The organism is Streptomyces sp. NPDC090088 (assembly GCF_044747345.1).
GTDB lineage: Bacteria > Actinomycetota > Actinomycetes > Streptomycetales > Streptomycetaceae > Streptomyces.
This window is the reverse complement of sequence record NZ_JBIVDZ010000007.1, coordinates 497,412-519,062: the sequence shown is the minus strand read 5'-3', so window position 1 is coordinate 519,062 and position 21,651 is coordinate 497,412. Positions and strand designations below refer to the sequence as shown.

Annotated in this window: 15 protein-coding genes and 1 pseudogene; 7 read left to right on the top strand and 9 right to left on the bottom strand. The window is 73.4% G+C overall.

Going from position 1 to position 21,651, the window contains the following annotated elements:
- Positions 1-10: 10 nt before the first annotated feature.
- From ACIPSJ_RS33335 to ACIPSJ_RS33325, 3 genes and pseudogenes are all read right to left on the bottom strand, one after another.
- Positions 11-928 (bottom strand): annotated as a pseudogene (locus ACIPSJ_RS33335) (NAD(P)/FAD-dependent oxidoreductase); the annotation flags it as partial.
- Positions 925-2,313 (bottom strand): FAD-dependent oxidoreductase, encoded by a 1,389-nt coding sequence (locus ACIPSJ_RS33330; RefSeq protein ID WP_401351384.1) that lies wholly within the window; start codon positions 2,311-2,313, stop codon positions 925-927. The pseudogene ACIPSJ_RS33335 and the gene ACIPSJ_RS33330, both read right to left, overlap by 4 nt.
- A complete protein-coding gene (locus ACIPSJ_RS33325; RefSeq protein WP_401351382.1) occupies positions 2,310-3,755 on the bottom strand; it encodes an FGGY family carbohydrate kinase in 1,446 nt (481 codons plus the stop codon). The genes ACIPSJ_RS33330 and ACIPSJ_RS33325 overlap by 4 nt, the downstream gene beginning before the upstream one ends.
- A 138-nt stretch (positions 3,756-3,893) precedes the next feature.
- On the opposite strand from ACIPSJ_RS33325, the gene ACIPSJ_RS33320 reads away from it, so the two are divergent.
- On the top strand, positions 3,894-4,985 hold the full coding sequence (locus ACIPSJ_RS33320) for a mechanosensitive ion channel family protein (RefSeq protein WP_401351380.1): 1,092 nt from the start codon (positions 3,894-3,896) through the stop codon (positions 4,983-4,985).
- 15 nt (positions 4,986-5,000) lie between these two features.
- On the opposite strand, the gene ACIPSJ_RS33315 is transcribed toward ACIPSJ_RS33320, so the two are convergent.
- On the bottom strand, positions 5,001-6,584 hold the full coding sequence (locus ACIPSJ_RS33315; protein ID WP_401351379.1) for a M1 family metallopeptidase: 1,584 nt from the start codon (positions 6,582-6,584) through the stop codon (positions 5,001-5,003).
- A 211-nt stretch (positions 6,585-6,795) separates the two neighbouring features.
- Here ACIPSJ_RS33315 and ACIPSJ_RS33310 point away from each other — a divergent pair, with 211 nt between their 5' ends.
- From ACIPSJ_RS33310 to ACIPSJ_RS33300, 3 genes are all read left to right on the top strand, one after another.
- A complete protein-coding gene (locus ACIPSJ_RS33310) occupies positions 6,796-9,012 on the top strand; it encodes an NADP-dependent isocitrate dehydrogenase (RefSeq protein WP_401351378.1) in 2,217 nt (738 codons plus the stop codon).
- 358 nt (positions 9,013-9,370) lie between these two features.
- On the top strand, positions 9,371-10,735 hold the full coding sequence (locus ACIPSJ_RS33305) for a bifunctional o-acetylhomoserine/o-acetylserine sulfhydrylase (RefSeq protein ID WP_359222972.1): 1,365 nt from the start codon (positions 9,371-9,373) through the stop codon (positions 10,733-10,735).
- Entirely contained in the window at positions 10,732-11,877 is a 1,146-nt protein-coding gene (locus ACIPSJ_RS33300; protein ID WP_401351566.1) for a homoserine O-acetyltransferase, read from the top strand. Before ACIPSJ_RS33305 ends, ACIPSJ_RS33300 begins: the two co-directional genes overlap by 4 nt.
- A 4-nt stretch (positions 11,878-11,881) precedes the next feature.
- Here ACIPSJ_RS33300 and ACIPSJ_RS33295 read toward each other — a convergent pair whose 3' ends face one another.
- Complete coding sequence (locus ACIPSJ_RS33295) at positions 11,882-12,223, bottom strand: DUF5713 family protein (RefSeq protein ID WP_401351377.1); 342 nt, start codon at positions 12,221-12,223, stop codon at positions 11,882-11,884.
- Between the two features lie 80 nt (positions 12,224-12,303).
- Here ACIPSJ_RS33295 and ACIPSJ_RS33290 point away from each other — a divergent pair, with 80 nt between their 5' ends.
- The gene (locus ACIPSJ_RS33290) at positions 12,304-13,095 is read left to right on the top strand and encodes an N-formylglutamate amidohydrolase (protein WP_401351376.1); all 792 of its coding nucleotides are present in this window, start codon (positions 12,304-12,306) and stop codon (positions 13,093-13,095) included.
- Positions 13,096-13,153: 58 nt separating this feature from the next.
- A complete protein-coding gene (locus ACIPSJ_RS33285) occupies positions 13,154-14,440 on the top strand; it encodes a cytochrome P450 (protein WP_401351375.1) in 1,287 nt (428 codons plus the stop codon).
- A 122-nt stretch (positions 14,441-14,562) separates the two neighbouring features.
- Here ACIPSJ_RS33285 and ACIPSJ_RS33280 read toward each other — a convergent pair whose 3' ends face one another.
- Genes ACIPSJ_RS33280 through ACIPSJ_RS33270 form a run of 3 tightly spaced genes read right to left on the bottom strand, consistent with a single transcriptional unit; the run spans position 14,563 to position 17,124 of the window.
- Entirely contained in the window at positions 14,563-15,045 is a 483-nt protein-coding gene (locus ACIPSJ_RS33280) for a hypothetical protein (RefSeq protein ID WP_359222964.1), read from the bottom strand.
- Position 15,046: 1 nt separating this feature from the next.
- Complete coding sequence (locus tag ACIPSJ_RS33275; protein WP_393534234.1) at positions 15,047-15,646, bottom strand: RNA polymerase sigma factor; 600 nt, start codon at positions 15,644-15,646, stop codon at positions 15,047-15,049.
- A 35-nt stretch (positions 15,647-15,681) separates the two neighbouring features.
- Entirely contained in the window at positions 15,682-17,124 is a 1,443-nt protein-coding gene (locus tag ACIPSJ_RS33270; protein WP_359222962.1) for a S8/S53 family peptidase, read from the bottom strand.
- A gap of 151 nt (positions 17,125-17,275) precedes the next feature.
- On the opposite strand from ACIPSJ_RS33270, the gene ACIPSJ_RS33265 reads away from it, so the two are divergent.
- Positions 17,276-19,840, top strand: coding sequence for a CHAT domain-containing protein (locus tag ACIPSJ_RS33265; RefSeq protein ID WP_401351564.1), 2,565 nt, complete (start codon positions 17,276-17,278; stop codon positions 19,838-19,840).
- A gap of 70 nt (positions 19,841-19,910) precedes the next feature.
- Here the strand turns inward: ACIPSJ_RS33265 and ACIPSJ_RS33260 are convergent, their stop codons facing one another.
- Positions 19,911-21,638 carry a LuxR C-terminal-related transcriptional regulator gene (locus ACIPSJ_RS33260; RefSeq protein WP_401351373.1) on the bottom strand — a complete coding sequence of 576 codons (1,728 nt, stop codon included), beginning with the start codon at positions 21,636-21,638 and terminating at the stop codon, positions 19,911-19,913.
- Positions 21,639-21,651 lie beyond the last annotated feature (13 nt).

Below are 21,651 nucleotides of genomic sequence, written 5' to 3'. Positions count from 1 at the left end.
GTCACGGGCGGTCGGCCAGCCACTCCAGCGCCGCCCGGCCGGTCCTGGCCCCTTCTCGGGCCGCTGTTCGGGCGTTCTGGCCCGGGTGCCGTAGGCCGCCCGCCGTGAAGACGCCGGGGCGGTCGGTGAAGGGGCCGTCGGTGAGGGTGAGCCGGGCGCGGCGGGTGAGTTGGTTCTCGGGGGCGAAGTCTCCGGTGAAGACGACCGTGTCGCAGGGCAGGACGCCGGTGCGGCCGTCGCGGTGGCGGATGCGGACGCCGGACAGCTGCTCGTGGCCGAGGATCTCGGTGACGGTCGTGCCGGTGAGGAGGGGGACGCGGGCGCGCAGCCGGGCGTCCAGCGCGCGCAGCGAGTCGGCGCGCGGCCGGTCGGTGACCATCGCGACGAGTTCGGTGCCCGCCGCCCGTACCGTCCAGGCGGCCGCGTAGGACACGTCCTCGGCGCCGACCACCACCGCCCGCTCGCCGATCGGCTGCCGGTAGCGGTGGACCGCCTGCTGGAGTTCGCCTCCGGTGCGGACCCCGGCGGGCCGGGTGCCCGGGATCAGCCGTGCCGCGCGGGGGCGTTCGTAGGCGCCGGTGGCGAGGACCACGGCCCGTGCGGTGACCGTCTCCGGGCCCCGCTCGCCGACGGTGGCGAGGGCGAGCGGGCCGGTCCAGTCCAGGGCGGTGATCCCGGTACGGACCACCGCGCCCGCCGTCGCGGCGGCCTCGACGAGCAGGCGGGCGTAGGCCGGTCCGGTCAGCGGCCGGGTCCAGGTGCCGAATCCGCCGTGGGCGCAGTGCCGGGCCACTCCCCCGGCCTCCTGTTCCCGCTCCAGCACCTCCACCCGGCCCGCTCCGCCTGCGGCCAGCCGGGCGGCGGCCGCGAGACCGGCCGGCCCCGCGCCGACGACGAGGACGTCGACATGGCGTTCGGCGGTCGTCATCGGGTGTGCCCGGCCTTCTTCTCGAACAGGTCGCGTACGGTCGCCCCGCAGTGGAAGCCCTGGCACCGTCCCGCCCCGGCCCGGGTACGGCGGCGCAGGCCGGCCAGGGCGCGCGGCGGGACCGGGCCGGTGAGGGCGTCGCGGATCTCGCCGAGGGTGACCCGCTCGCAGTGGCAGACGATGACGTCACCGCCCCGCTGGTAGGGGCGGGGGAAGGCCTCGCCGAGGTTCGGCATCCGGACCGGTGGCAGTTCGACGGGGTCCTTCAGGTCCAGGCCCGAGTCCCGCAGGAGGCCCATGACATGGGCGGCGACGGCGAGGGAGGCGGTGAGACCGGTGGAGCGGATGCCGCCGACGGTGACGTAGGCCTGGCCGGGGTGGGCGGAGATGCGGTAGTCGTCGTGCTCGGTGGCCGCGCGCAGTCCGGCGTAGACGGCGGTGACCTCCTCGTCGAGGAGTGCGGGCAGGATCCGGCGGCCCTTCTCGCGCAGCGCGGCCAGCCCGTCGGCGGTCGACCGGGGGGCGGACCTGTCGTCCAGGTCCTCGGCGGTGGGGCCCAGCAGGACGTTGCCGTAGACCGTGGGGGCGACCAGGACGCCCTTGCCGAGGGCGGTCGGGACGGGCAGCAGGATGTGCCGGACCAGGTCGCGGGCGGGCTTGTCGTAGACGATCAGCTGGCCCCGGCGCGGGGTGACGGTGAAGGCGCGGTGGCCGAGCAGCCGGTCGAGGGTGTCGGCGTGCAGGCCGGCCGCGTTGACCAGGTGGCGGGTGTGCAGCGGGCCGCGCGAGGTGGTCAGGGTGTGCAGGCCGTCGTGCCGGGCCGCCCGCTCCACCCGGGAGTCGAGGTGCAGGTCGACACCGCCCCGGACGGCCTGGGTGGCGTAGGCCAGGGTCGTGCTCCAGGGGCAGACGATGCTCTCGCCGGGTATGTGGAGGGCGCCGAGCGCGCCGGGGCCGAGGTGCGGTTCGCGGGCGTACAGCTCGCGCGCGTCCAGCGGGCGGGCGTCCTGGTAGTCGTTGCGTACGGCCTTGCGCGCGAGGTCCGGAAGCGCGGCGAGTTGCTCCCGGTCCCAGGCGACCAGGAGGGCGCCGACCGGCTCGACCGGGATGCCGGAGGCGGCGGCGTAGGCGGCGAGGAGCCGGGAGCCCTCGCGGACCAGGCGGGCCTCCAGGGTACCGGGGTGGGCGTCGAAACCGGTGTGCAGGATGGCGGTGTTGGCCTTCGAGGTGCCCTGGCCGACATCGTCCTGGGCCTCCACCAGAGCCACCCGCAGGTGCGGTCGGGCGGCGAGTTCGCGGGCGATCGCGCTGCCGACGACTCCGGCGCCGACGACCGCCACGTCGTACGGGACCGCGGGCAGCGGCCCCTCGGCGGTGACCGTCATACCGGCGCTCCCGATCCGGCTCCCGCTCCTTCGATCAGCGCGGCGACGGCGGACCGGAAGACGCCCAGGCGGTCGGCGGCCTCGGCGGCGGAGATGCGCGGTTCGTAGACGGCGGAGGGCGGGTCGTCGGGGATGAAGTCGACGGGGTCGCTGCCGAGATGGGCCAGGGCGCCCACGCCCAGGGCGGTGGCGTCGGGCAGGGTGGACACCTCGACCGGGCGTTGCAGCAGGTCGGCCTGGGTCTGCATGAGCAGCGCCGAGCGGGTCAGGCCGCCGTCTGCGCGGAGCGCGGTGAGCGGGGTGCCGAGGTCGGTGCGGGCGGCTTCGGCGAGCTCCACCACCTGGGCGGCGAGGCCCTCGCACAGGGCGCGCACCAGATGCCCGGGGCCGGTGCCGAGGCCCAGTCCGGTGAGCGAGCCGCGCAGGTCGCCGCGCCACCAGGGAGCGGCGAGCCCGGCCAGCGCGGGCACGAAGGTGACCCCGCCGGTGTCGGGGACGCCGCCGCCCACCCGGTCCAGGTCGGCGGCGCCGGAGATGACGCCCAGGTCGGTGAGCCAGCGTACGGCGGAGGCGGCCGTGTACACCTGGCCGTCCAGGCAGTAGCCGGGCTGTCCGCCGAGCCGCCAGGCGACACAGCCGACCAGGCCGGAGGTGGAGCGCCGGGGGGTGTCACCGGTGTGCGCGAGCAGGAACGCGCCGGTGCCGTAGGTGCACTTGGCGCCGCCGGGTTCGGTGATGCGGTGGGCGAGGAGGGCTGCCTGCTGGTCGACGGCGAGTCCGGTGAGCGGGATCTTGTCGCCGAACTCCTTGGTCGTGCCGACCAGTTGGGCGTTGTCGACGATCTCGGGGAGGTGTTCGGCGGACAGCCCGTAGAGGTCGAGGGCGCGGGAGGACCACTCCACCCGGTCCAAGTCGAGGAGCTGGGTGCGGCTCGCGGTGGCGGCGTCGGTGACATAGGCGCCGGTGAGCCGGTGGACGAGCCAGGCGTCGGTGGTGGTGACGACCCCGTCGGTGGTGAGGTGGCGGCGGATCCAGGCCATCTTGGGCGCGGCGAAGTAGGGGTCGAGGGGCAGGCCGGTGAGGGCGCGTAACTCCTCGGCGTGCTCTTCGAGTCCGGCGCAGACGGTCTCCGCCCGGCGGTCCTGCCAGACGATCGCCTCGGTGAGCGGGCGCCCGGTGCCGGGGTCCCAGGCGAGGACCGTCTCGCCCTGGTTGGCCAGGCCCAGTGTGGTCACCGGTTCGCCGGCCTCGGCGAGCGCCCGGCGGCCCGCCACCAGCACCGAGTGGTACAGCTCCTCGGGGTCCGCCTCCACCAGGCCGCCGGGCAGGTGCCGGGTCCGTACGGCGGCGAAGCCGGTGCCGATGACGCCCCGTTCGGGGCAGATCACCAGGGCCTTGGTGCCGGACGTGCCCTGGTCGACGGCGAGCACCGGACCTGTCATCGAGCCTCCCTGACGATCACTGCTCGACAGCCTGCCGCAGGGGCGCGGGCAGCACAAGCGCGCACGGGTCCACCCGGTACGAACCCGCGTGCGGATACGGCAGGATGAGCGGTTGCACAATCGAATGGGAGGTAACCGGTGAACCGAGCGCTCACCGTCGATGACCTGGTACTGGCCGGAATCGCCCTCGCGGCGGGCCTGTTGCTGGCCTTTCTGTCGCGCGGGATGCTGCGCTGGCTGGCCAAGCACGCCAAGCGGACCCGTTGGAGCGGTGACGACGTCATCGTGGACGCGCTCCGCACGGCGATCCCGTGGGCGGCGATCACGGCCGGGGCGGCATCGGCGGCGGCGGTGCTGCCGCTGACCAGGTCGGTCCAGCACCACACCAACCAGTGCCTTCAAGTGGTGCTCATCTTCGCGGTGACGGTGTCGGCCGCGCGGGTGATCGCCGAACTGGTGCAGTCGGTCACCCAGTCCCGCTCGGGGGTCGCCGGTTCCGCCACGATCTTCGTGAACATCACCCGGGTGCTGGTGCTGGCGATCGGCTTCCTGGTGGTGCTGCAGACGCTGGGCATCTCCATAGCGCCCCTGCTCACCGCCCTGGGCGTGGGCGGTCTGGCGGTCGCGCTGGCCCTCCAGGACACCCTGGCGAACCTGTTCGCGGGCATCCACATCCTCGCCTCCAAGACCGTCCAGCCGGGTGACTACATCCAGCTGAGCAGCGGCGAGGAGGGCTATGTCGTGGACATCAACTGGCGGCAGACCACGGTCCGCCAGCTCTCCAACAACCTGGTGGTCATCCCCAACGGGCAGCTGGCGAAGACCAACATGACCAACTACACGCGTCCCGAGCAGCAGTTGACGATCCTGGTGCAGGTGGGCGTGGGCTACGACAGCGACCTGGACCATGTCGAGCGGGTCACGCACGAGGTCATCGCCGAGACCATGACCGAGATCACCGGCGCGGTCCCGGACCACGAGCCCGCCATCCGCTTCCACACCTTCGGGGACTCCCGGATCGGCTTCACGGTGATCCTGGGCGTCGGCGAGTTCAGCGACCAGTTCCGCATCAAGCACGAGTTCATCAAGCGCCTGCACCGCCGCTACCGCGAGGAGGGCATCCGCATCCCGTCCCCGGCCCGTACGGTGGCGCTCCAGCAGGGGGCCGTGGTGATCCCGCAGCAGCGCGTCACGGACGACCTGCCGTCCGGTCTCCCGCACACCGACTAGCCCCCTGCCGGCCCGTCAGAGGGTCGCGGAGTTGTCGTGGTGGTGGCCGCCGCGCAGGCTGTGCGGGGTGGCCAGGGACGGGGTGACCGGGGTGACGGTCCAGTCGGGGTGGCCGGGCATGCGCGGGGTCGTGGTGCCGTAGAGCCAGTCGCGGAGGAAGCCGGTCAGGTCCTGGCCGGTGACCTCCGAGGCCACCGCGATGTAGTCCGCCGTCGAGGCCGAGCGGCGCCGGAAGCGGTTCAGGAAGGTGCGCTCGACCGCGTGGAAGGCGTCCTCGCCGACCAGCTCGCGGAGGGCGTACAGGACCAGGACGCCGCCGAGGTAGCGCTGGTTGTCGAAGAGGTCGACCGCGTTCGGGGCGGCCACCGGGCCGGAGTCGTGGCGCCACTGGTCGCCGCGGGCGTAGGTGTCCTTCATCCGGGCCTCCAGGGTGGTCAGGCCCAGGGAGTCCGGCCAGCCGCGTTCGTAGCGGTAGAGCAGCCCGTAGAAGTCGGCGTGGCCCTCGTTCAGCCACAGGTCGGCCCAGGTGGCCGGGGAGACCAGGTTGCCGAAGTAGGAGTGGACCAGCTCGTGCATCATGTGCGAGCCGATCTTGGGCTCCGCCTGGAGCAGGAAGTTCGGCTTGTAGAGGGTGAGGGTCTGGGTCTCCAGGCCGGTGAAGTCGAAGGCCTCCGGGTCGTCGGAGTTGCACGGCAGCAGGCCGTACGTCTCGAACGGGAAGGCCGTGCCGAGCCGGTCCTCCAGCCAGGCCACCTGGCCCGGGGTGAGGGCGAGCGCCGGTTCCAGGGCGGCGGCCCGGGCCGCCGGGACGACGTCCCGCAGCGGCAGTCCGTGCGGGCCCTGCCGGTCCTTGACCACATAGTCGCCGACGGTGATCTGGACGAGTTCCGTGGCGATCGGGGACCGGGAGCGGTACGAGTACGCCGTACGGTCGCCCGGGAGGTTCTCGGTGCGGGTGAGCAGGCCGTTCGCGACGCCGCGCACGCCGTTCGGGACGGTTATGCGGAAGGTGAAGTCCGCCTTGTCCGAGGGGTGGTCGTTGCACGGGAAGACGGTGTGCGCGGCGTTCGGCTGCGGGCAGATCGCGAAGCCGTCGGCGGTGGGCACCCAGGCGGTGTACGGGAGGGTGCGGCGCGGGTCGGCCGTGTACGTCACGCAGACGGTGACCGTGTCCCCCTCGCACAGCGGCCGGGCGGGCGTGATCCGCAGCTTCTCGTCGGCCTGCTCGTGGGCCGCGTCGCGGCCGTCGACCCGCACGTCGGATATGTCCAGGCCCAGGGCGTCCAGGGAGAACCGGGACAGGTCCTGGGTGGTGCGGACGCGCAGGGTCGCGGTGGCGTCGACCAGACGGGTGGTGGCGTCGTAGGCGAGATCGAGGTCGTAGGAGAGGACCCGGTAGCCGTCGTTGCCGAGGGCCGGGTAGACGGGGTCGCCGAGGGTCTCCGGGCCCGGGGCGGGCGGGTTGCCCCCGGTCCTCGCGGCGCCGCTTTTCTCCCCCGCGGAGAAGGGACGCGCGAGGGCCGGGGCCCCCGTGGCCAGTACGGTCGCGGTGCCGAGCAGGGCGGCCGCCGGGGCCGTCACTCTGGTGCGATATCTCATGGTCCGCTTTCGCTCGGGCGGCCGGGTGGTCGGTCCGGCCGCCGGTCGTGGGTGGCTCGTTCTTCTTGACCACTCTTTTGACCGATCCGGTTGCCCGGCGTACGACAACCGGACAAACGGATCTTCCGAGTCGCGGACCCCTGTCGAGCGCGGGTCGCTCACGAGATATCTTGATGTCGAGCAATGTTGCAGACGTGGAGCGGAGCACCCGGTGACTGACTCGACCATCATCTACACCTACACAGACGAGGCCCCGGCCCTGGCGACGCATTCGTTCCTGCCGGTGGTCCAGGCGTACGCCTCGCAGGCCGGTGTCGCCGTGGACACCCGCGACATCTCGCTGGCCGGACGCATCATCGCCCACTTCCCGGAGTACCTAAACGAGGACCAGCGCGTCCCCGACGCGCTGGCCGAGCTGGGCGACCTGGCCAAGACCCCCGAGGCCAACATCGTCAAGCTGCCGAACATCTCGGCGTCGATCCCGCAGCTCAAGGCCGCCGTCGCCGAGCTCCAGGGCAAGGGCTACGCCCTCCCGGACTACCCGGACGACCCGAAGTCCGACGAGGAGCGCGAGATCCGCGCCCGCTACGACAAGGTCAAGGGTTCCGCCGTGAACCCGGTCCTTCGTGAGGGCAACTCGGACCGCCGCGCCCCCGCCTCCGTCAAGAACTACGCCAAGACCCACCCGCACCGCATGGGCGCCTGGACCCCCGAGTCCAAGACCGACGTGGTCACCATGGGCGAGAACGACTTCCGCTCCACCGAGAAGTCCGCGGTGATCTCCGAGGCCGGCAAGCTCAAGATCGAGCTGGTCGCCGAGGACGGCACCACCACGGTCCTCAAGGAGTCCGTACCGGTCCTCGCGGGCGAGGTCGTCGACGCCTCCGTGCTGCACGTCGCGCAGCTCAACGACTTCCTGGCCGCGCAGGTCGCGCGCGCCAAGCAGGAGGGCGTCCTGTTCTCCGTGCACCTGAAGGCCACGATGATGAAGGTCTCCGACCCGATCATCTTCGGTCACGTGGTGCGCGTCTTCTTCCCGAAGACGTTCGCGAAGTACGGCGAGACGCTCAAGACGGCCGGCCTGTCCCCGAACGACGGTCTGGGCGGCATCCTCAAGGGTCTGGAGAACCTGCCCGAGGGCGCCGAGATCAAGGCCTCCTTCGAGGCCGAGATCGCCGAGGGCCCCGCCCTCGCCATGGTCGACTCGGACAAGGGCATCACCAACCTGCACGTGCCCTCGGACATCATCATCGACGCCTCGATGCCCGCCATGATCCGCACCTCCGGCCACATGTGGGGTCCGGACGGCCAGGAGGCCGACACCCTCGCGGTCATCCCGGACTCCTCCTACGCCGGTGTCTACCAGGCCGTGATCGAGGACTGCCGCGCCCACGGCGCCTTCGACCCGTCCACCATGGGCACGGTCCCGAACGTGGGCCTGATGGCGCAGAAGGCCGAGGAGTACGGCTCCCACGACAAGACCTTCGAGATCGCCACCGCCGGCACGGTCCGCCTGGTGGACGCGGCCGGCAACGTCGTGATCGAGCAGCCCGTCGCCGCAGGTGACATCTTCCGCGCCTGCCAGACCAAGGACGCGCCGATCAAGGACTGGGTGAAGCTGGCCGTCACCCGCGCCCGCGCCACCGGCGACCCGGCCGTCTTCTGGCTGGACGAGGGCCGCGCCCACGACGCGCAGCTGATCGCCAAGGTCAACGCGTACCTGCCGGAGCACGACACCGAGGGCCTGGACATCCGGATCCTCTCCCCGATCGAGGCCACCAAGCTCTCGGTCGAGCGCATCCGCCGCGGCGAGAACACCATCTCCGTCACCGGCAACGTGCTCCGCGACTACCTGACCGACCTCTTCCCGATCCTGGAGCTGGGCACCAGCGCCAAGATGCTGTCGGTCGTCCCGCTGATGGCGGGCGGCGGCCTCTTCGAGACGGGCGCCGGCGGCTCCGCCCCGAAGCACGTCCAGCAGCTGGTCAAGGAGAACTACCTGCGCTGGGACTCGCTCGGCGAGTTCTTCGCGCTCGTCCCCTCCTTCGAGCAGTACGCCGACTTCACCGGCAACGCCCGCGCCAAGGTGCTGGCCGACACCCTCGACCGCGCCACGGCGACCTTCCTCAACGAGGACAAGTCCCCGACCCGTCGCGTCGGCGGCATCGACAACCGCGGCAGCCACTTCTACCTGTCCCTGTACTGGGCGCAGGAGCTGGCCGCGCAGACCGACGACGCCGACCTGGCCAAGGCGTTCGCGCCGTTCGCCGAGTCGCTCGCCGCCGACGAGCAGAAGATCGTCGACGAGCTGCTCGCCGTCCAGGGCTCCCCCGCCGACATCGGCGGCTACTACCAGCCCGAGAAGGCCAAGGCGGACGCGGTCATGCGCCCGTCGGCCACCTGGAACGCGGCCCTCGCGGCCCTCTGAGCCACAGCCGCCTCCTGAAGTCCTGAAGTTCTGCAGTCTCCGCCCCGGCAGGCACCCCGCCCGCCGGGGCGGAGCCATGTCCGGGGCCCGTCGCGCCGCCACCGCGGCCGGCGGTGTGTATCCCGTTCGTGAAGTCTGCATGTCACGCGCGCCGGCTGTCTGGTCCGTCCGGATCCGCTGTGGTTCGCTCAGCGCATGACGGTGCTTGTGAGCCGACGCCACGTGGACCTCGTGCGCGTCACCACCATGGGTTGTCCGGCCGTGAGCTGACCTCCGGCCCGACCCCGACTCTCTTCCGTTCTGCCGACGCGTGCCCCCGCGCGCACGCCGTCATGCCTTCCGCACGAGGAGCAGCACCATGAGCCAGCCCATCGACTCCGTCACCGCCGGTCACACGCCCGAGGAGCCGTCCGCCGGGCCCGACACGTCGGCCTGGTCGTTCGAGACCCGGCAGATCCACGCCGGGGCCGTGCCGGACCCGACGACCGGCGCCCGGGCGACGCCGATCTACCAGACGACGTCGTTCGTGTTCCGGGACACGCAGCACGCCGCCGACCTGTTCTCGCTCGCCGAGCCCGGCAACATCTACACCCGGATCCACAACCCCACCCAGGACGTCTTCGAGCAGCGGATCGCCGCCCTGGAGGGCGGGGTCGCGGCGGTGGCGCTGGCGTCCGGGCAGGCCGCGGAGACCCTGGCGATCCTGACGCTGGCGGGCGCGGGCGACCACATCGTCTCCAGCACGTCCCTGTACGGCGGCACCTACAACCTGCTCCGGCACACGCTGCCGAAGTTCGGGATCGAGGTGTCCTTCGTGGACGACCCCGACGACGCCGAGGCCTGGCGGGCGGCGGTCCGGCCGAACACGAAGGCGCTGTTCGCGGAGACGCTCGGCAACCCGCGCGGCAACGTCCTCGACGTACGGGCGGTCGCGGACGTGGCGCACACGGCGGGCGTGCCGCTGATCGTGGACAACACCGTCCCGACGCCCTACCTGCTGCGGCCCCTCGAACACGGCGCGGACATCGTGGTGCACTCGGCGACCAAGTTCCTCGGCGGGCATGGCACGGCGATCGCGGGCGTGGTCGTGGACGGCGGCAGCTTCGACTTCGGCGCCCACTCCGACCGCTTCCCCGACTTCACCGAGCCCGACCCCAGCTACCACGGCCTGCGGTACTGGCCCGCCCTCGGCCCGGGTGCCTTCGCCATCAAGCTGCGGGTGCAGCTGCTGCGCGACCTCGGCCCGGCGCTCTCCCCGCACTCGGCGTTCCTGCTGCTCCAGGGCGTGGAGACACTGAGCCTGCGTCTTGAGCGGCACTCGGCCAACGCCCAGGCGCTGGCCGAGTGGCTGGAGCAGCGCGACGAGGTCGCCGCCGTCCACTATCCGGGCCTGCCGTCCAGCCGCTGGTACGAGGCGGGGCAGAAGTACCTGCCGAACGGCGCCGGCGCGATCGTCTCCTTCGAACTGCGGGACGGCATCGAGGCGGGCAAGCGGTTCGTGGACGCCGTCGAGCTGTTCAGCCACCTCGCCAACATCGGTGACGTCCGCAGTCTGATCATCCACCCGGCGTCCACCACCCACAGCCAGCTGGACGAGGAGCAGCTGGCCGCCACCGGGACCACGCCAGGGCTGGTGCGCCTGTCCGTCGGCATCGAGAACCTCGCCGACCTCAAGGCCGACCTGGAGGCCGGTTTCCGCGCGGCCAAGGGCGCGGCGTCCTGAACGCCACGGCGCGCCCCGAGGTTCCCCTTCCGCCGGCCGGCGGGGCCTGGCGGGAGGGGGATCCGGTGGGGAGGCGCCAGTGGTATGTCACACAGCACCCGCTCCCCCTGGAGACCGGCGGCCAACTGCCCGGCATCCGGCTGGCCTTCGAGACCTGGGGCCGGCTCGCCCCGGACGCCTCCAACGCCGTGCTCGTGCTGCACGCGCTCACCGGTGACAGTCATGTCGCCGGGACGGCCGGGCCCGGTCATCCGACCCCGGGCTGGTGGGACGGGCTGGTCGGGCCGGGGCTGGCGCTGGACACCGACCGCTGGTTCGTCGTCGCCCCGAACGTCCTCGGCGGCTGCCAGGGCAGCACCGGCCCGGCCTCCCCGCGTACCGACGGGCGCGGCCCCTGGGGCGGCGCCTTCCCCTTCCTGACCCAGCGCGACCAGGTCGCCGCCGAGGCCGGGCTGGCCGACGCCCTGGGCGTCGGGCGGTGGGCGCTGGTCGTCGGCGGCTCGATGGGCGGGATGCGGGCCGTGGAGTGGGCGGTGTCGTACCCGGAGCGGGTCGGCGCCCTGCTGCTGCTCGCCACGGCGGCCGCGGCCGGCGCGGAGCAGATCGCGTGGACGAACACCCAGCTCACCGCTATCCGTTCGGACCCCGACTGGCACGGCGGCGACTACCACGGCACCGGGCGCGCCCCGCACACCGGCCTGGGCCTGGCCCGCCGGATCGCCCATGTCACCTACCGCAGCGAGCCCGAGCTCGCGATCCGCTTCGGCCGGACCGCGCAGGATGCCGAGGACCCCTTCGCCGGCGGCCGCTACCGGATCGAGTCCTACCTCGACCACCACGCAGCCAAGCTGGTACGGCGGTTCGACGCGGGCAGCTACGTGGTCCTGTCGGAGGCGATGAACGCCCATGACGTCGGCCGCGCCCGGGGCGGGGTGCGCGCTGCCCTCGGCCGGGTCACGGCCCGTACCCTGGTGGCGGGCGTGGACTCCGACCGGCTCTATCCGCCGTCCCAGCAGGCCGAGTTGGCGGCCCTGATCCCGTCCGCGGACCGGCTCCGGGTGATCGAGTCGCCGTACGGGCACGACGGCTTCCTGATCGAGACCGGGCAGGTGGGGGCGCTGGTGCGGGAGCTGCTCGGCTGACGGCTCACCACTCCCGGGGCGCGATCAGCTCCTCGATGTCGGCGTCCGCGAAGCCGTAGGCCTGGGCGACGACCCAGAAGTCCCCGCCTATCTCCTCGCGGGCCACGGTCTCGATCTCGCTGCCGGCCGCCTCGAACTCGGCCTCCAGGGCGTTGAACTCCTCGGTGGCCGCGTGGGTGAGGACATAGAGCGCGGACAGGTCGGCGGGGCGGTCCGCCTCGATGCGCTCGCACAGCCTCAGGAGGATGTCCCGGCCCCGGTCCACCACCTGATCGGGGAAATATCCGTCCTTGTACAGTCCCGCGAGAAACGTGTGCCCGGTGATCCGGGGATTGCCGATCGGCATGGTGCCGCCCCACCCTCGTCCGTGGTCGATGTGACACCTTGATCCTGCACCCCGCCACTGACAACGCCCCGGAGCCGCCCGTGTCCCAGCCGTCGTACGCGCTCCTGCCCGGCGCCGACGAGTCACCCGTGATCCTGCACGTCCCGCACTCCGCACGGACGATCCCGGCCGCCGTACGGGCGGACATCGTGCTCGGCGACGCCGCGCTGGAGCGGGAGCTGGACCACATCACGGACGCGCACACCGCCGAGCTCGCGGAGGCCGCGGCCGGTCTGGCCGGGGTGACCCCCTGGCGGTTCGTCAACCGGCTGTCGCGGCTGGTGGTCGATCCCGAGCGGTTCCCGGACGAGCGGGAGGAGATGCTCGCCGTCGGCATGGGTGCCGTGTACACGCGGACCACGCACCGGGAGGTGCTGCGGGACGCGTCCTGCGCCGCCGAGCCGCTGATCGAGCGGTACTTCCGGCCGTACGCGCGGGCGATGACCGAGGCCGTCGCCGGTCGGCTGGCCGCGACCGGGCGGGCCGTGGTCATCGACGTGCACTCCTACCCGAGCCGGGCCTTGCCCTACGAACTGCACGCGGCGGGGCCCCGGCCGCCGGTGTGCCTGGGCACGGACGCCTTCCACACGCCGGCCGGGCTGACGGCGGCGGCCCGCGAAGCCTTCGCGGAGTGCGGAGAGACCGGACTGGACAGCCCGTTCGGCGGGACCTACGTACCGCTGGAGTTCTACGGGACGGACGCGCGGGTCGGCGCGCTGATGGTGGAGATCCGGCGGGACCTCTACATGACCGAGCCGGGCGGTCCGGCGGGCGCGGGGCTGGAACGGCCCGCCGCCGCCCTCGCCGCGCTCGTGGACGCCGCCGGCCGCTGACCCTCCGGCTGGAGCATTCCGGCAGGACACCGGGTGCGGGCCGTACGACCGTGGAGGCATGACCACGGAGATAACCGCGCCCACGACCACGGAGACGGCCGAGCCGGCCACCACGGAACCGCTCGTGCCCGTCCGCGAGACCGCGCCGCCGGTCGAGCCGCCGGTGCGGGACTGGCCCGCGCTCGACCTGGAGGGGACGGACTTCGACCCGGTCCTCGCCTCCCTGATGACGGAAGCGCCGGTCACCCGGATCCGGCTGCCGTTCGGCGAGGGCTGGGCGTGGCTCGCCACCCGGTACGAGGACGTCCGGACCGTCACCAACGACCCGAGGTTCAGCCGCGCCGAGGTCACCCGGCGCCAGGTGACCCGGCTCGCCCCGCACTTCAAGCCCCGGCCGGGCTCGCTGGCCTGGGCCGACCAGCCCGACCACAACCGGCTGCGCAAACCGCTCGCCGGTGCCTTCACGGTGGGCGCGATGAAGCGGCTGCGGCCCCGGGCGCAGCAGATCCTCGACGACCTGGTCGACGGGGTCCTGCGGGACGGGCCGCCCGCCGATCTGGTCGAGCGGGTCCTCGAACCGTTCCCGATCACCGTGGTCAGCGAGGTGATGGGGGTGCCGGCGGCCGACCGGGAGCGGGTGCACGCCTGGACCCGGCAGATCATCTCCACGTCCGGCGGGGTGGAGGGCGCGGACCGGGCCAAGCAGGGCCTGTACGGGTGGATCACCGAGGCGGTCCGCGCGCGCGGCGACGGGTCCGGCGACGACGTGTACACGCTGCTCGGGCGTGCCGTGGCCGGTGGCGAGATCGGCCTGGAGGAGGCCGTGGGGCTGGCGGGTCCGCTGCAGATCGGCGGCGAGGCGGTCACCCACAACTGCGGCCAGATGCTGTTCCTGATGCTGACCCGGCCGGAGCTGATGGCACGGATGCGGGACCGGCCGGTGGAGCGCGGGCCCGTCCTGGACGAGCTGCTGCGCTGGATCCCGCACCGCAGCACGGTCGGGCTCGCCCGGATCGCCCTGGAGGACGTCGAGTTGAGCGACGGCACCAGGATCGCGGCCGGCGACCCGGTGTACGTCTCCTATCTCGCCGCCAACCGCGACCCGGCCGTCTTCCCCGACCCGGACCGCATCCTCCCGGACCGCGAGCCCAACCCGCACCTGGCCTTCGGCAACGGCTCCCACTACTGCACCGGCGCGGTCCTGGCCCGGCTGCAGACCGAGCTGCTGGTCGACACCCTCCTCGACCGGCTGCCGGGGCTGCGCCTCGCGACGCCGGCCGGGGAGGTGGAGTGGCGGCGCAAGACGATGATCCGGGGGCCGGTGACGTTGCCTGTCGTGTGGTGACGGGGCGGTGGTATGTCACATGCCACGCAGGGTGGGGTGGTATGTCACATGCCACGCAGAGCCCGGTGGTATGTGACATGCCACCCCCGCTCGGTGCCGTGTGACATACCACCGGGCCCGGTTCAGGCCCGCAGCCACTCCGTCACGATCACCTCGCCCCCGGCCCGCAGCCGCAGCGCGAACGGCCCGGACGGTGGGGTGGCGGTGGTGAAGCGGCCCATGCCGTCGACTGTGAGCGGGTGGGCGGCGGCGGGGCCGCCGAGCACCTCGATGTGCGCCGACTGCGGGGGCAGCACCTGCCCGAGCAGCCCGTCGTCGGTGACCTCGACGTCCACGGTGAGTTCGCCCGCCCGGAAGGTCAGCATCCGGGGCGGGTCCTCGACGCCTCTGACCGGGATGGCGTCGACGAGGGAGTCGAAGGTCAGCTCGGCGATCCGGGCGTCCAGGTCGTGCAGCGCGTAGGCGTCCATGGCCAGTTGGAGCAGCCCGGCGGGGAGCGGGTCGAGGACGGCGGCCGCCTGGCGCAGTTCCTCCTCCAGGAGATCGGCGTCGAACTCGGCGTCGCCCGGGCCCTCGTCGTCCGGGAAACCGTCGTCGTCGGTCATGTCACACCGCTCCCCTCGCGTCGAGCCGGGCCCGCAGCCGGCGCAGACAGCGCTGGCGCAGCGGGCCGATGCTGCCCACGGCGATGCCCAGTGCGACGGACACCTCGACGTAGCTGGGCGGCGGTGAGGTCATCAGGACGCGCAGCAACTGCCTGCAGCGGTCGCCGAGTTCCTCGAACTCCTGCCACAGCAGGCGGACCCGCTCGGTGTGGTCCGCCTCGTCCTCGGCGTCGATCAGGGACTGTTCGGGCGTACGGTCGTCGCTGACCCGGTCGAGGACCTGGGGGTCGTCGGTCGGCAGCAGCCTGGTCAGTCCGCGGATCACCTTCAGGGACTCGTTGCGTGCCGTGCTGGCCAGCCAGGAGCCCGCCTTGTCGGGTTCCCGGATGCGGCCCAGGTGCTGGGCGAACCGGAACCACACGGTCTGGTACACCTCGTGCCCGTCGGCGTCGGAGAGCCGGTGCGCGCGCACCACCGACCACACCAGTGGGCTCAGCCCTTCCACGAGCGCCTTCCAGGCCGCCGCGTCGCCGTCGACGGCGGACTGGACCAACGCGCCGACCTCTGCTCGGTCCACGGCCCCACCCCTCGTGTACGGCAAGTCATCGTACGCCGTGGAAGGGAGTGTTCCGGACCTCAGGGCGTCGGTGCCAGTTGTACGACCGGGACGGGCTGCCAGCTCGCCGGGCGGAGCGCCGGGACGGTCGCCCCGCGCACCTCGGCGTACTCCGTGATGCTCTGCAGGAGTTGGGCGCCTGCCGTGCGCGGGTCGGCCTCCTGGGTCGTGGTCATCCGGTCGGCGACGAGGCCGGCGGTGATGGGGGTGGCGAACGACGTTCCGCTCCACTGTGCGAACCCTTCGAACATCACTTGGTCCGGTTTGCCGGGGCCGGTCGTCCCGGTGTCGGTCAACACGCCGGTGTGGCGCGGGTACTGGCAGGTGCAGGCGTAGGTGAAGCCGAACCGGCAGGCTTCGTAGGTGGTGTGCTGGTAGACGTAGGGCACGGGTGCGTCGAAGCCGGCCATGGCCCCGATCAGCTGCTCGCCGGGGGCGTAGACCTTGACCCAGCTGCCGTGGTTGGTGAAGCAGGCGCCGTACTCGCCGTCGCTGCGCAGCGCGCCGACCGAGAGGACGGTGTCCTCGTAGCCGGTCAGGTCGGCGCAGGCGGCGGGCCAGAAGTTGGTGGCGCTGCCGTTGTTGCCGGCGGCGGCGACGAGCAGCGTGGACTGGTCGCGCATCGCGTCCATGAAGGCCTCGACGGCGAGCAGTCCGTCGGCGCTGCCGTTCGAGGTGCCGGCGGAGAGGCTGATGATGTCGGGCCAGCCGTGCTGGTCGACCGCCTCGAAGAGCTTGGCGCCGAACTCGGACTCCAGGATGGCGCCCGCGTCGTTGAGGGTGTTGGTGACGGTGATGTCGGTGTTGGGGGCGAGTGCGGCGATGAGTCCGGCGATGAACGTGCCGTGGCCGACGTACTGCTGGAGGATGCCCTCGGCGTCGGTCTCGGCGATCTGCAGGTCGCCCTGGACGCGGGCGAGGAGCGGGTAGGAGCGGTAGTCGTGCACCAGACCGGTGTCCATCACCAGGACGCTGACGGCGGTGTCCGGGTCGTAGCTCCCCGCCACGGCCTCGGGGTTGGGGGTCTGGGTGAGCAGGGCGGGGAGCGGTTCGCACGGGTTGCAGGAGTTGGCGTTGCCGGTGGTGGACACGATGTGGTTGCGGCTGACCATGCGGCGCCCGGTGCGGCCCTCCGCCTCCCGCAGGGCGCGCAGCGCGTGGCGGACGGCGCGGTCGCCGGTGCGGTCGCCGTGGTTCGGGTCGCCGACCTGGATGCGGGTGACGCCGGTGCGGTTGGTCTCCGGTCCCGCCCTGCGCACGTGGTCCTCGACCAGGTCGGCGGTGGCGGTGAAGTGGGCGCGCACGGTGTCCTCGACGACCCGGGCCTCGGCGCCGTCGCGGGCGAGGACGACCCCCTTCTCGTACAGGAACTCGGCCGCGTCGTCGGGCCCCATCGCCAGTGGAACGTCCGGCATGGAGCGCTGGATCTGATCGAACTGCTCATGGAATCGCTGAGGTGCCATGGCCTGTCTCCTCCCCCAGAAACGGCGTTCTTCAGTCAGACTCGCCAGGCCGCTGCTTGATACAGCGTCAAACCTGTGGGGCATGTCTGCCCAGGCCACTACCATCCGAGGGGTGAGTGCGCGAAGCGATTCGGTTACGGAACTCCTGCCGATGGTGTTCGCCGCCCCCGGCGAGGCCCTGGCGCGGGCGGAGGACGTCCTGCGGTCCGATCCGTCGCCGCTCGACGCGTCCGTCGCGCACCAGGTCATCGGTATCTGGCAGCGGGACTTCGGGGACCTGGCCGTGGCCCTCGACCATCTGCGGCGCGCCCGGGACTTCGCGGCCCGGGCGGACTCGGCGGACCGGGAGGCGGACGTCCTCGCCGCCCTCGGGGTCGCCCTGGTGCATGCGGGGCGTACGCGGCAGGGGCTGGCCGCGTTGGACCGCGGGGTGGCCCGGGGCACCGGGCACACCCGGGCGCGGGTGCTGTACCGGCGGGCGTTCGCCGGGTGGGTGCTGGGCCGGCACCGGGAGTCCCTGGAGGATCTGCGGCGGGCGATACCGGTGCTGCGGCAGGCCGACGACGTCATCTGGACCGCGCGGGCGCTGAGCGTGCGGGCCACGGTGCATCTGGCGATGGGCGCGGTGGAGCGGGCCGACGCGGACTTCACGGCGGCGGAGCTGCTGTGGGAGACGACGGGCCAGGAGCACGACAAGGCGGTCGCCGTGGAGAACCGGGGCCTGGCCGCGTACCGGTCCGGCGACATCCCGGCGGCGCTGCGGCTGCTGGCCGAGGCCAAGGAGCGGTACGACGAGCTGGGCACGCCCTCGTTCATGCTGTACATCGCGCGCTGCGACGTGCTGATGGCGGCCGGGCTGGCCCCGGAGGCGCTGGCCGAGGCGGACGCGGCGATCGTCACCCTGGACCGGATCGGCGGGCAGTCCACCCGCAAGGCCGAACTGCTGCTGACCGCCGCCCGGTCCGCGCTCTCGACCGGGGACGCGCAGACCGCGATCGCCCGTGCCGCCGTCGCGGTCCGGCTGTTCTCGGGGCAGCGGCGGTCGTGGTGGGAGACGCATGCCCGGCTGGTGCTGATCGAGGCGCGGGTGGCGGGCGGGGCCGCGTCGGGGCGGCTGGTGCAGGACGCGTCGGCGGTCGCCGACAAGCTGGCGTCGTTCGGTGCGCCGGCCGCGCCGGAGGCCTCGCTGCTCGCGGGGCGGATCGCGTTGGCGCTGGGCTGGACGGCGGACGCGGAACAACATCTGGCGGTGGCCGCGCGCAGCAGGCACGTCGGGCCGCCGCTGGCCCGGATGACGGGGTGGGCCGCGCAGGCGCTGCGGGCCCGGTCCGCCGGTTCGCGGCGGGGTGTGCTGGAGGCGTGCCGGCGCGGTCTGGACGTCCTGGACGACCACCGGATGACGCTGGGCGCCTCGGAGTTGCGGGCCCGGGCCACCGCGCAGGGCGCGGAACTGGCGGCGCTGGCCCAGCAGGCGAGTCTGGCGCACGGCGGGCCGCGTCGACTCCTTGAGTGGAGTGAGCGCTGGCGGGCCACGGTCCTCTCCGCGCCGCCGACCCGGCCGCCGGCCGACCCGGGGCTGCTCGCCTCGCTCACCGCGTTCCGCGAGATCGCCTCCCGTGCGGAGGACGCCCGTCGGCAGGGCCGTCCGGTGCCCGCCCTGGAGCGTGAACAGCGGCGTCTGGAACGGGAGATCCGCTCCCGCACCCACCACATCGGCGGCGGCGCGCCCGGCGGGGGCGACCGCTTCGATCCGGCCCGCCTCCTGGACCGGCTCGGCGAGGCCCGGCTGGTCGAACTCGCGGTCCTGGACGGCCGGGTGCACATCCTGCTGTGCGGGCAGGGCCGGGTACGGCGGTTCGAGGGCGGTCTGCTGGCGGAGGCGGCCGCCGAGGCCGAGCACGTCCAGGCGGGGCTGCGGCGGCTCGCGCATCCCGGGGCGGAGGGGCGGCTGGCGGTGGTCGAGGCGGCGGGGCGGCGGCTGGAGGAGCTGCTGCTGGGCGCGGCGGCGGACCATCTGGGCTCGGGGCCGGTGGTGATCGTGCCGCCGAGCACGCTGCACCGGGTGCCCTGGGCGCTGCTTCCCTCGCTGCGGGAGCGGGTGCTGAGCGTGTCGCCGTCGGCGGGCAGCTGGCTGCGGGCCCGGGAGACCGAGCCGCCGCCGGGCGGGCGGCATGTGCTGGTCCGTGGGCCGGGGCTGGCGACCGAGGGTGCGGAGGTGCCCGAGGTGGCGGGCCACTACGCGACGGCCACGATCCTGGAGCACGACGACGTCCAGGTGCCCCGGGTCCTGGAGGAGCTGGACGGGGCCGCGCTCGCGCACATCGCCGCGCACGGCACCTTCCGTGCGGACAGTCCGCTCTTCTCCTCCCTGCGGATGGCGGACGGCCCGCTGATCGTGCACGACTTCGAGCGCCTCGACCGCAGCCCGTACCGGATCATCCTCTCCAGCTGCGACACCGCCCGCCTGGCCACGGTCGGCGCCGACGAACTCCTCGGCCTCGTCACGGCGTTGCTGCCGCTGGGCACGGCCGGGGTGGTCGCGAGCAGCGCCCCCGTCAACGACGCCGCCGTCGTCCCGCTGATGCTCGCCCTCCACAAGGGCCTGGGCGCGGGCCTCTCCCTGGCGGAGGCCCTCCGCGACGCCCGGTCGGCCCTCCCGGGCGACGCCCTCCACCAGGCCACGGGCTGGGCGTTCGCGGCGTTCGGGGCGGCCTGAGCGCCTCCGGCCGCCCCCGGACGGCCGGCCGGCTCTGGTGACGGCCGGCTCTGGTGACGGCCGGCTTTGCTTACGCCGACTTCCGGTCCGGTTGGTCCAGGAGCCAGGGCAGGGTGGTGCGGTCGGTGGTGCCGAGGCGGGTGTAGGCGCTGTAGAGGTGGTTGCCCACGGTGCGGACGGAGAGGGTGAGGCGGTCGGCGATCTGGCGGTTGCTGAGGCCGGCGGCGGCGAGGGTGACGATCTGGCGCTGGCGGGCGGTGAGTTCGCCGAGGACCAGGCCGGACAGGGCCGGGGTGCGGGCGCCCTGGCAGCGGCGGGCGAGGGCGACCGCGCGGGTGCGGGCCGTCCGGGCGGCGCGCGGGTCGCGGTGGGCGCGGACGGCCTGGGCGTGGGCCTCCGCCGCGAACAGCAGCAGACCGCGTTCCGCCAGGGACTCGGCGGCCCGGTCGAGGGCGGGTCCGTCGCCGCGGGCGAGGGCTTCGGCGTGCCGTGCGAGCACCCCGTCCAGTCGCCCCGCGGCCTCCTCGGGCGCTCCGAGCCGTACGGCTCCGTAGTGCGCGAGACCCCCGTCCTCGCGCACTACGGAGCCTTCCCCCGTCTCGGCGGCGGCCCGGGCGAGTTCGGCACGGCAGGAGGCGTCGCCCGGCGCCGTCCGCAGTCCCTCCCTCGCCCACGCCGCCGCCTCTCGCAGCTCCCCCCGAAGCCGCGAGTACCGGGCACGCACGGCCGCGTACCCGGCCGGTACGGGCAGGTCTCCCGACGCCAGCCACTCCCCCACCGGGGCCGGCACCTCCCGTACGTCCAATTGCTCGATGTGGTCTGCCAGTTGCTGTTCCTCGTCCTTGAGGGCGGGCTCGCACTGGCCGGGGGTGCGGGCCAGCCGCCGGGCCCGGAGCCGGCCCGCGCGGGCGCGCAGCGCGGGGCCGTGCAGGGGGTGGGCGAGGCGGACCAGGCCGTGTTCGTCGACGTGGATCAGGCCGTCCGTCTCCAGCCGTTCTAGGGTGCCGAGGTCCAGGTCGTCGTCGAGGTGGGGCGGCAGGGGTTCGGCGAAGGCGAGCCGTTCGAGGGTGTCGCGCTCGGCGGGGTCCGGCCGGTCCAGCAGCGGTGCGATACGGGCCCGTACGGTCGCGGTGAGCGGCAGCGGGCCGCGCCAGGCCCATTCGCCGGTGTCCGGCACCCGGGTCAGCGGGCCGGATTCGCGCAGGGCGCCGAGCAGGTCGCGCAGCAGCCGCAGATCGCCCCGGCACACCCGGTGCAGCCGGCGCACGGTGAGCGGGTCCAGGTCGGCCCCGGCCAGGAGCCGGGCCGTCTCGTCGTACGGCAGTGGCTCCAGGGCGAGACGGGTGAGGAGTTCGCCGGTCCAGAGCCGGGCGACCGCGTCGGGCAGGGGGGCCGGGTCGGCGGCGGTCACCAGGAGGCGGGTGCGGCCGTGTACGGCGAGCTGGTGGACGAGGGCCGCCGAGGCCTCGTCGAGGAGGTGGGCGTCGTCGACGACCAGGAGCCGTACTCCGGACAGGTGACGGAGCGCGCCGGGGAGGGAGACCCCGTCGGGGAGCAGGTGCGCGAACGCGGCGAACGGGAGGGCGCTGGTCGCGGGGGTGCCGGTCACCCGGGCGCAGTCGGTGCCGCGGACGGCCTCGGTGATCAGCCGGGTCTTGCCGCTGCCTGCCGGGCCGGTCACCACGACGCCCTGCCGGCCGGCCACCGACGACCGCCTGACCAGCTCCAGTTCGTCCTCCCGGCCGGTGAACGGCCAGGGCAGTTCGAGGGTCCGTGCGTCCTGTTCGTAAGTCGTCACATGAGTATGAGTC

What these genes read in the sequence shown, in the direction of transcription:
- ACIPSJ_RS33330 (WP_401351384.1), bottom strand. Translation starts at nt 2,313, where the DNA reads ATGACGGTCACCGCCGAGGGGCCGCTGCCCGCGGTCCCGTACGACGTG.
- ACIPSJ_RS33325 (WP_401351382.1), bottom strand. Translation starts at nt 3,755, where the DNA reads ATGACAGGTCCGGTGCTCGCCGTCGACCAGGGCACGTCCGGCACCAAG.
- ACIPSJ_RS33315 (WP_401351379.1), bottom strand. Translation starts at nt 6,584, where the DNA reads ATGAGATATCGCACCAGAGTGACGGCCCCGGCGGCCGCCCTGCTCGGC.
- ACIPSJ_RS33305 (WP_359222972.1), top strand. Translation starts at nt 9,371, where the DNA reads ATGAGCCAGCCCATCGACTCCGTCACCGCCGGTCACACGCCCGAGGAG.
- ACIPSJ_RS33295 (WP_401351377.1), bottom strand. Translation starts at nt 12,223, where the DNA reads ATGCCGATCGGCAATCCCCGGATCACCGGGCACACGTTTCTCGCGGGA.
- ACIPSJ_RS33285 (WP_401351375.1), top strand. Translation starts at nt 13,154, where the DNA reads ATGACCACGGAGATAACCGCGCCCACGACCACGGAGACGGCCGAGCCG.
- ACIPSJ_RS33280 (WP_359222964.1), bottom strand. Translation starts at nt 15,045, where the DNA reads ATGACCGACGACGACGGTTTCCCGGACGACGAGGGCCCGGGCGACGCC.
- ACIPSJ_RS33270 (WP_359222962.1), bottom strand. Translation starts at nt 17,124, where the DNA reads ATGGCACCTCAGCGATTCCATGAGCAGTTCGATCAGATCCAGCGCTCC.
- ACIPSJ_RS33265 (WP_401351564.1), top strand. Translation starts at nt 17,276, where the DNA reads ATGGTGTTCGCCGCCCCCGGCGAGGCCCTGGCGCGGGCGGAGGACGTC.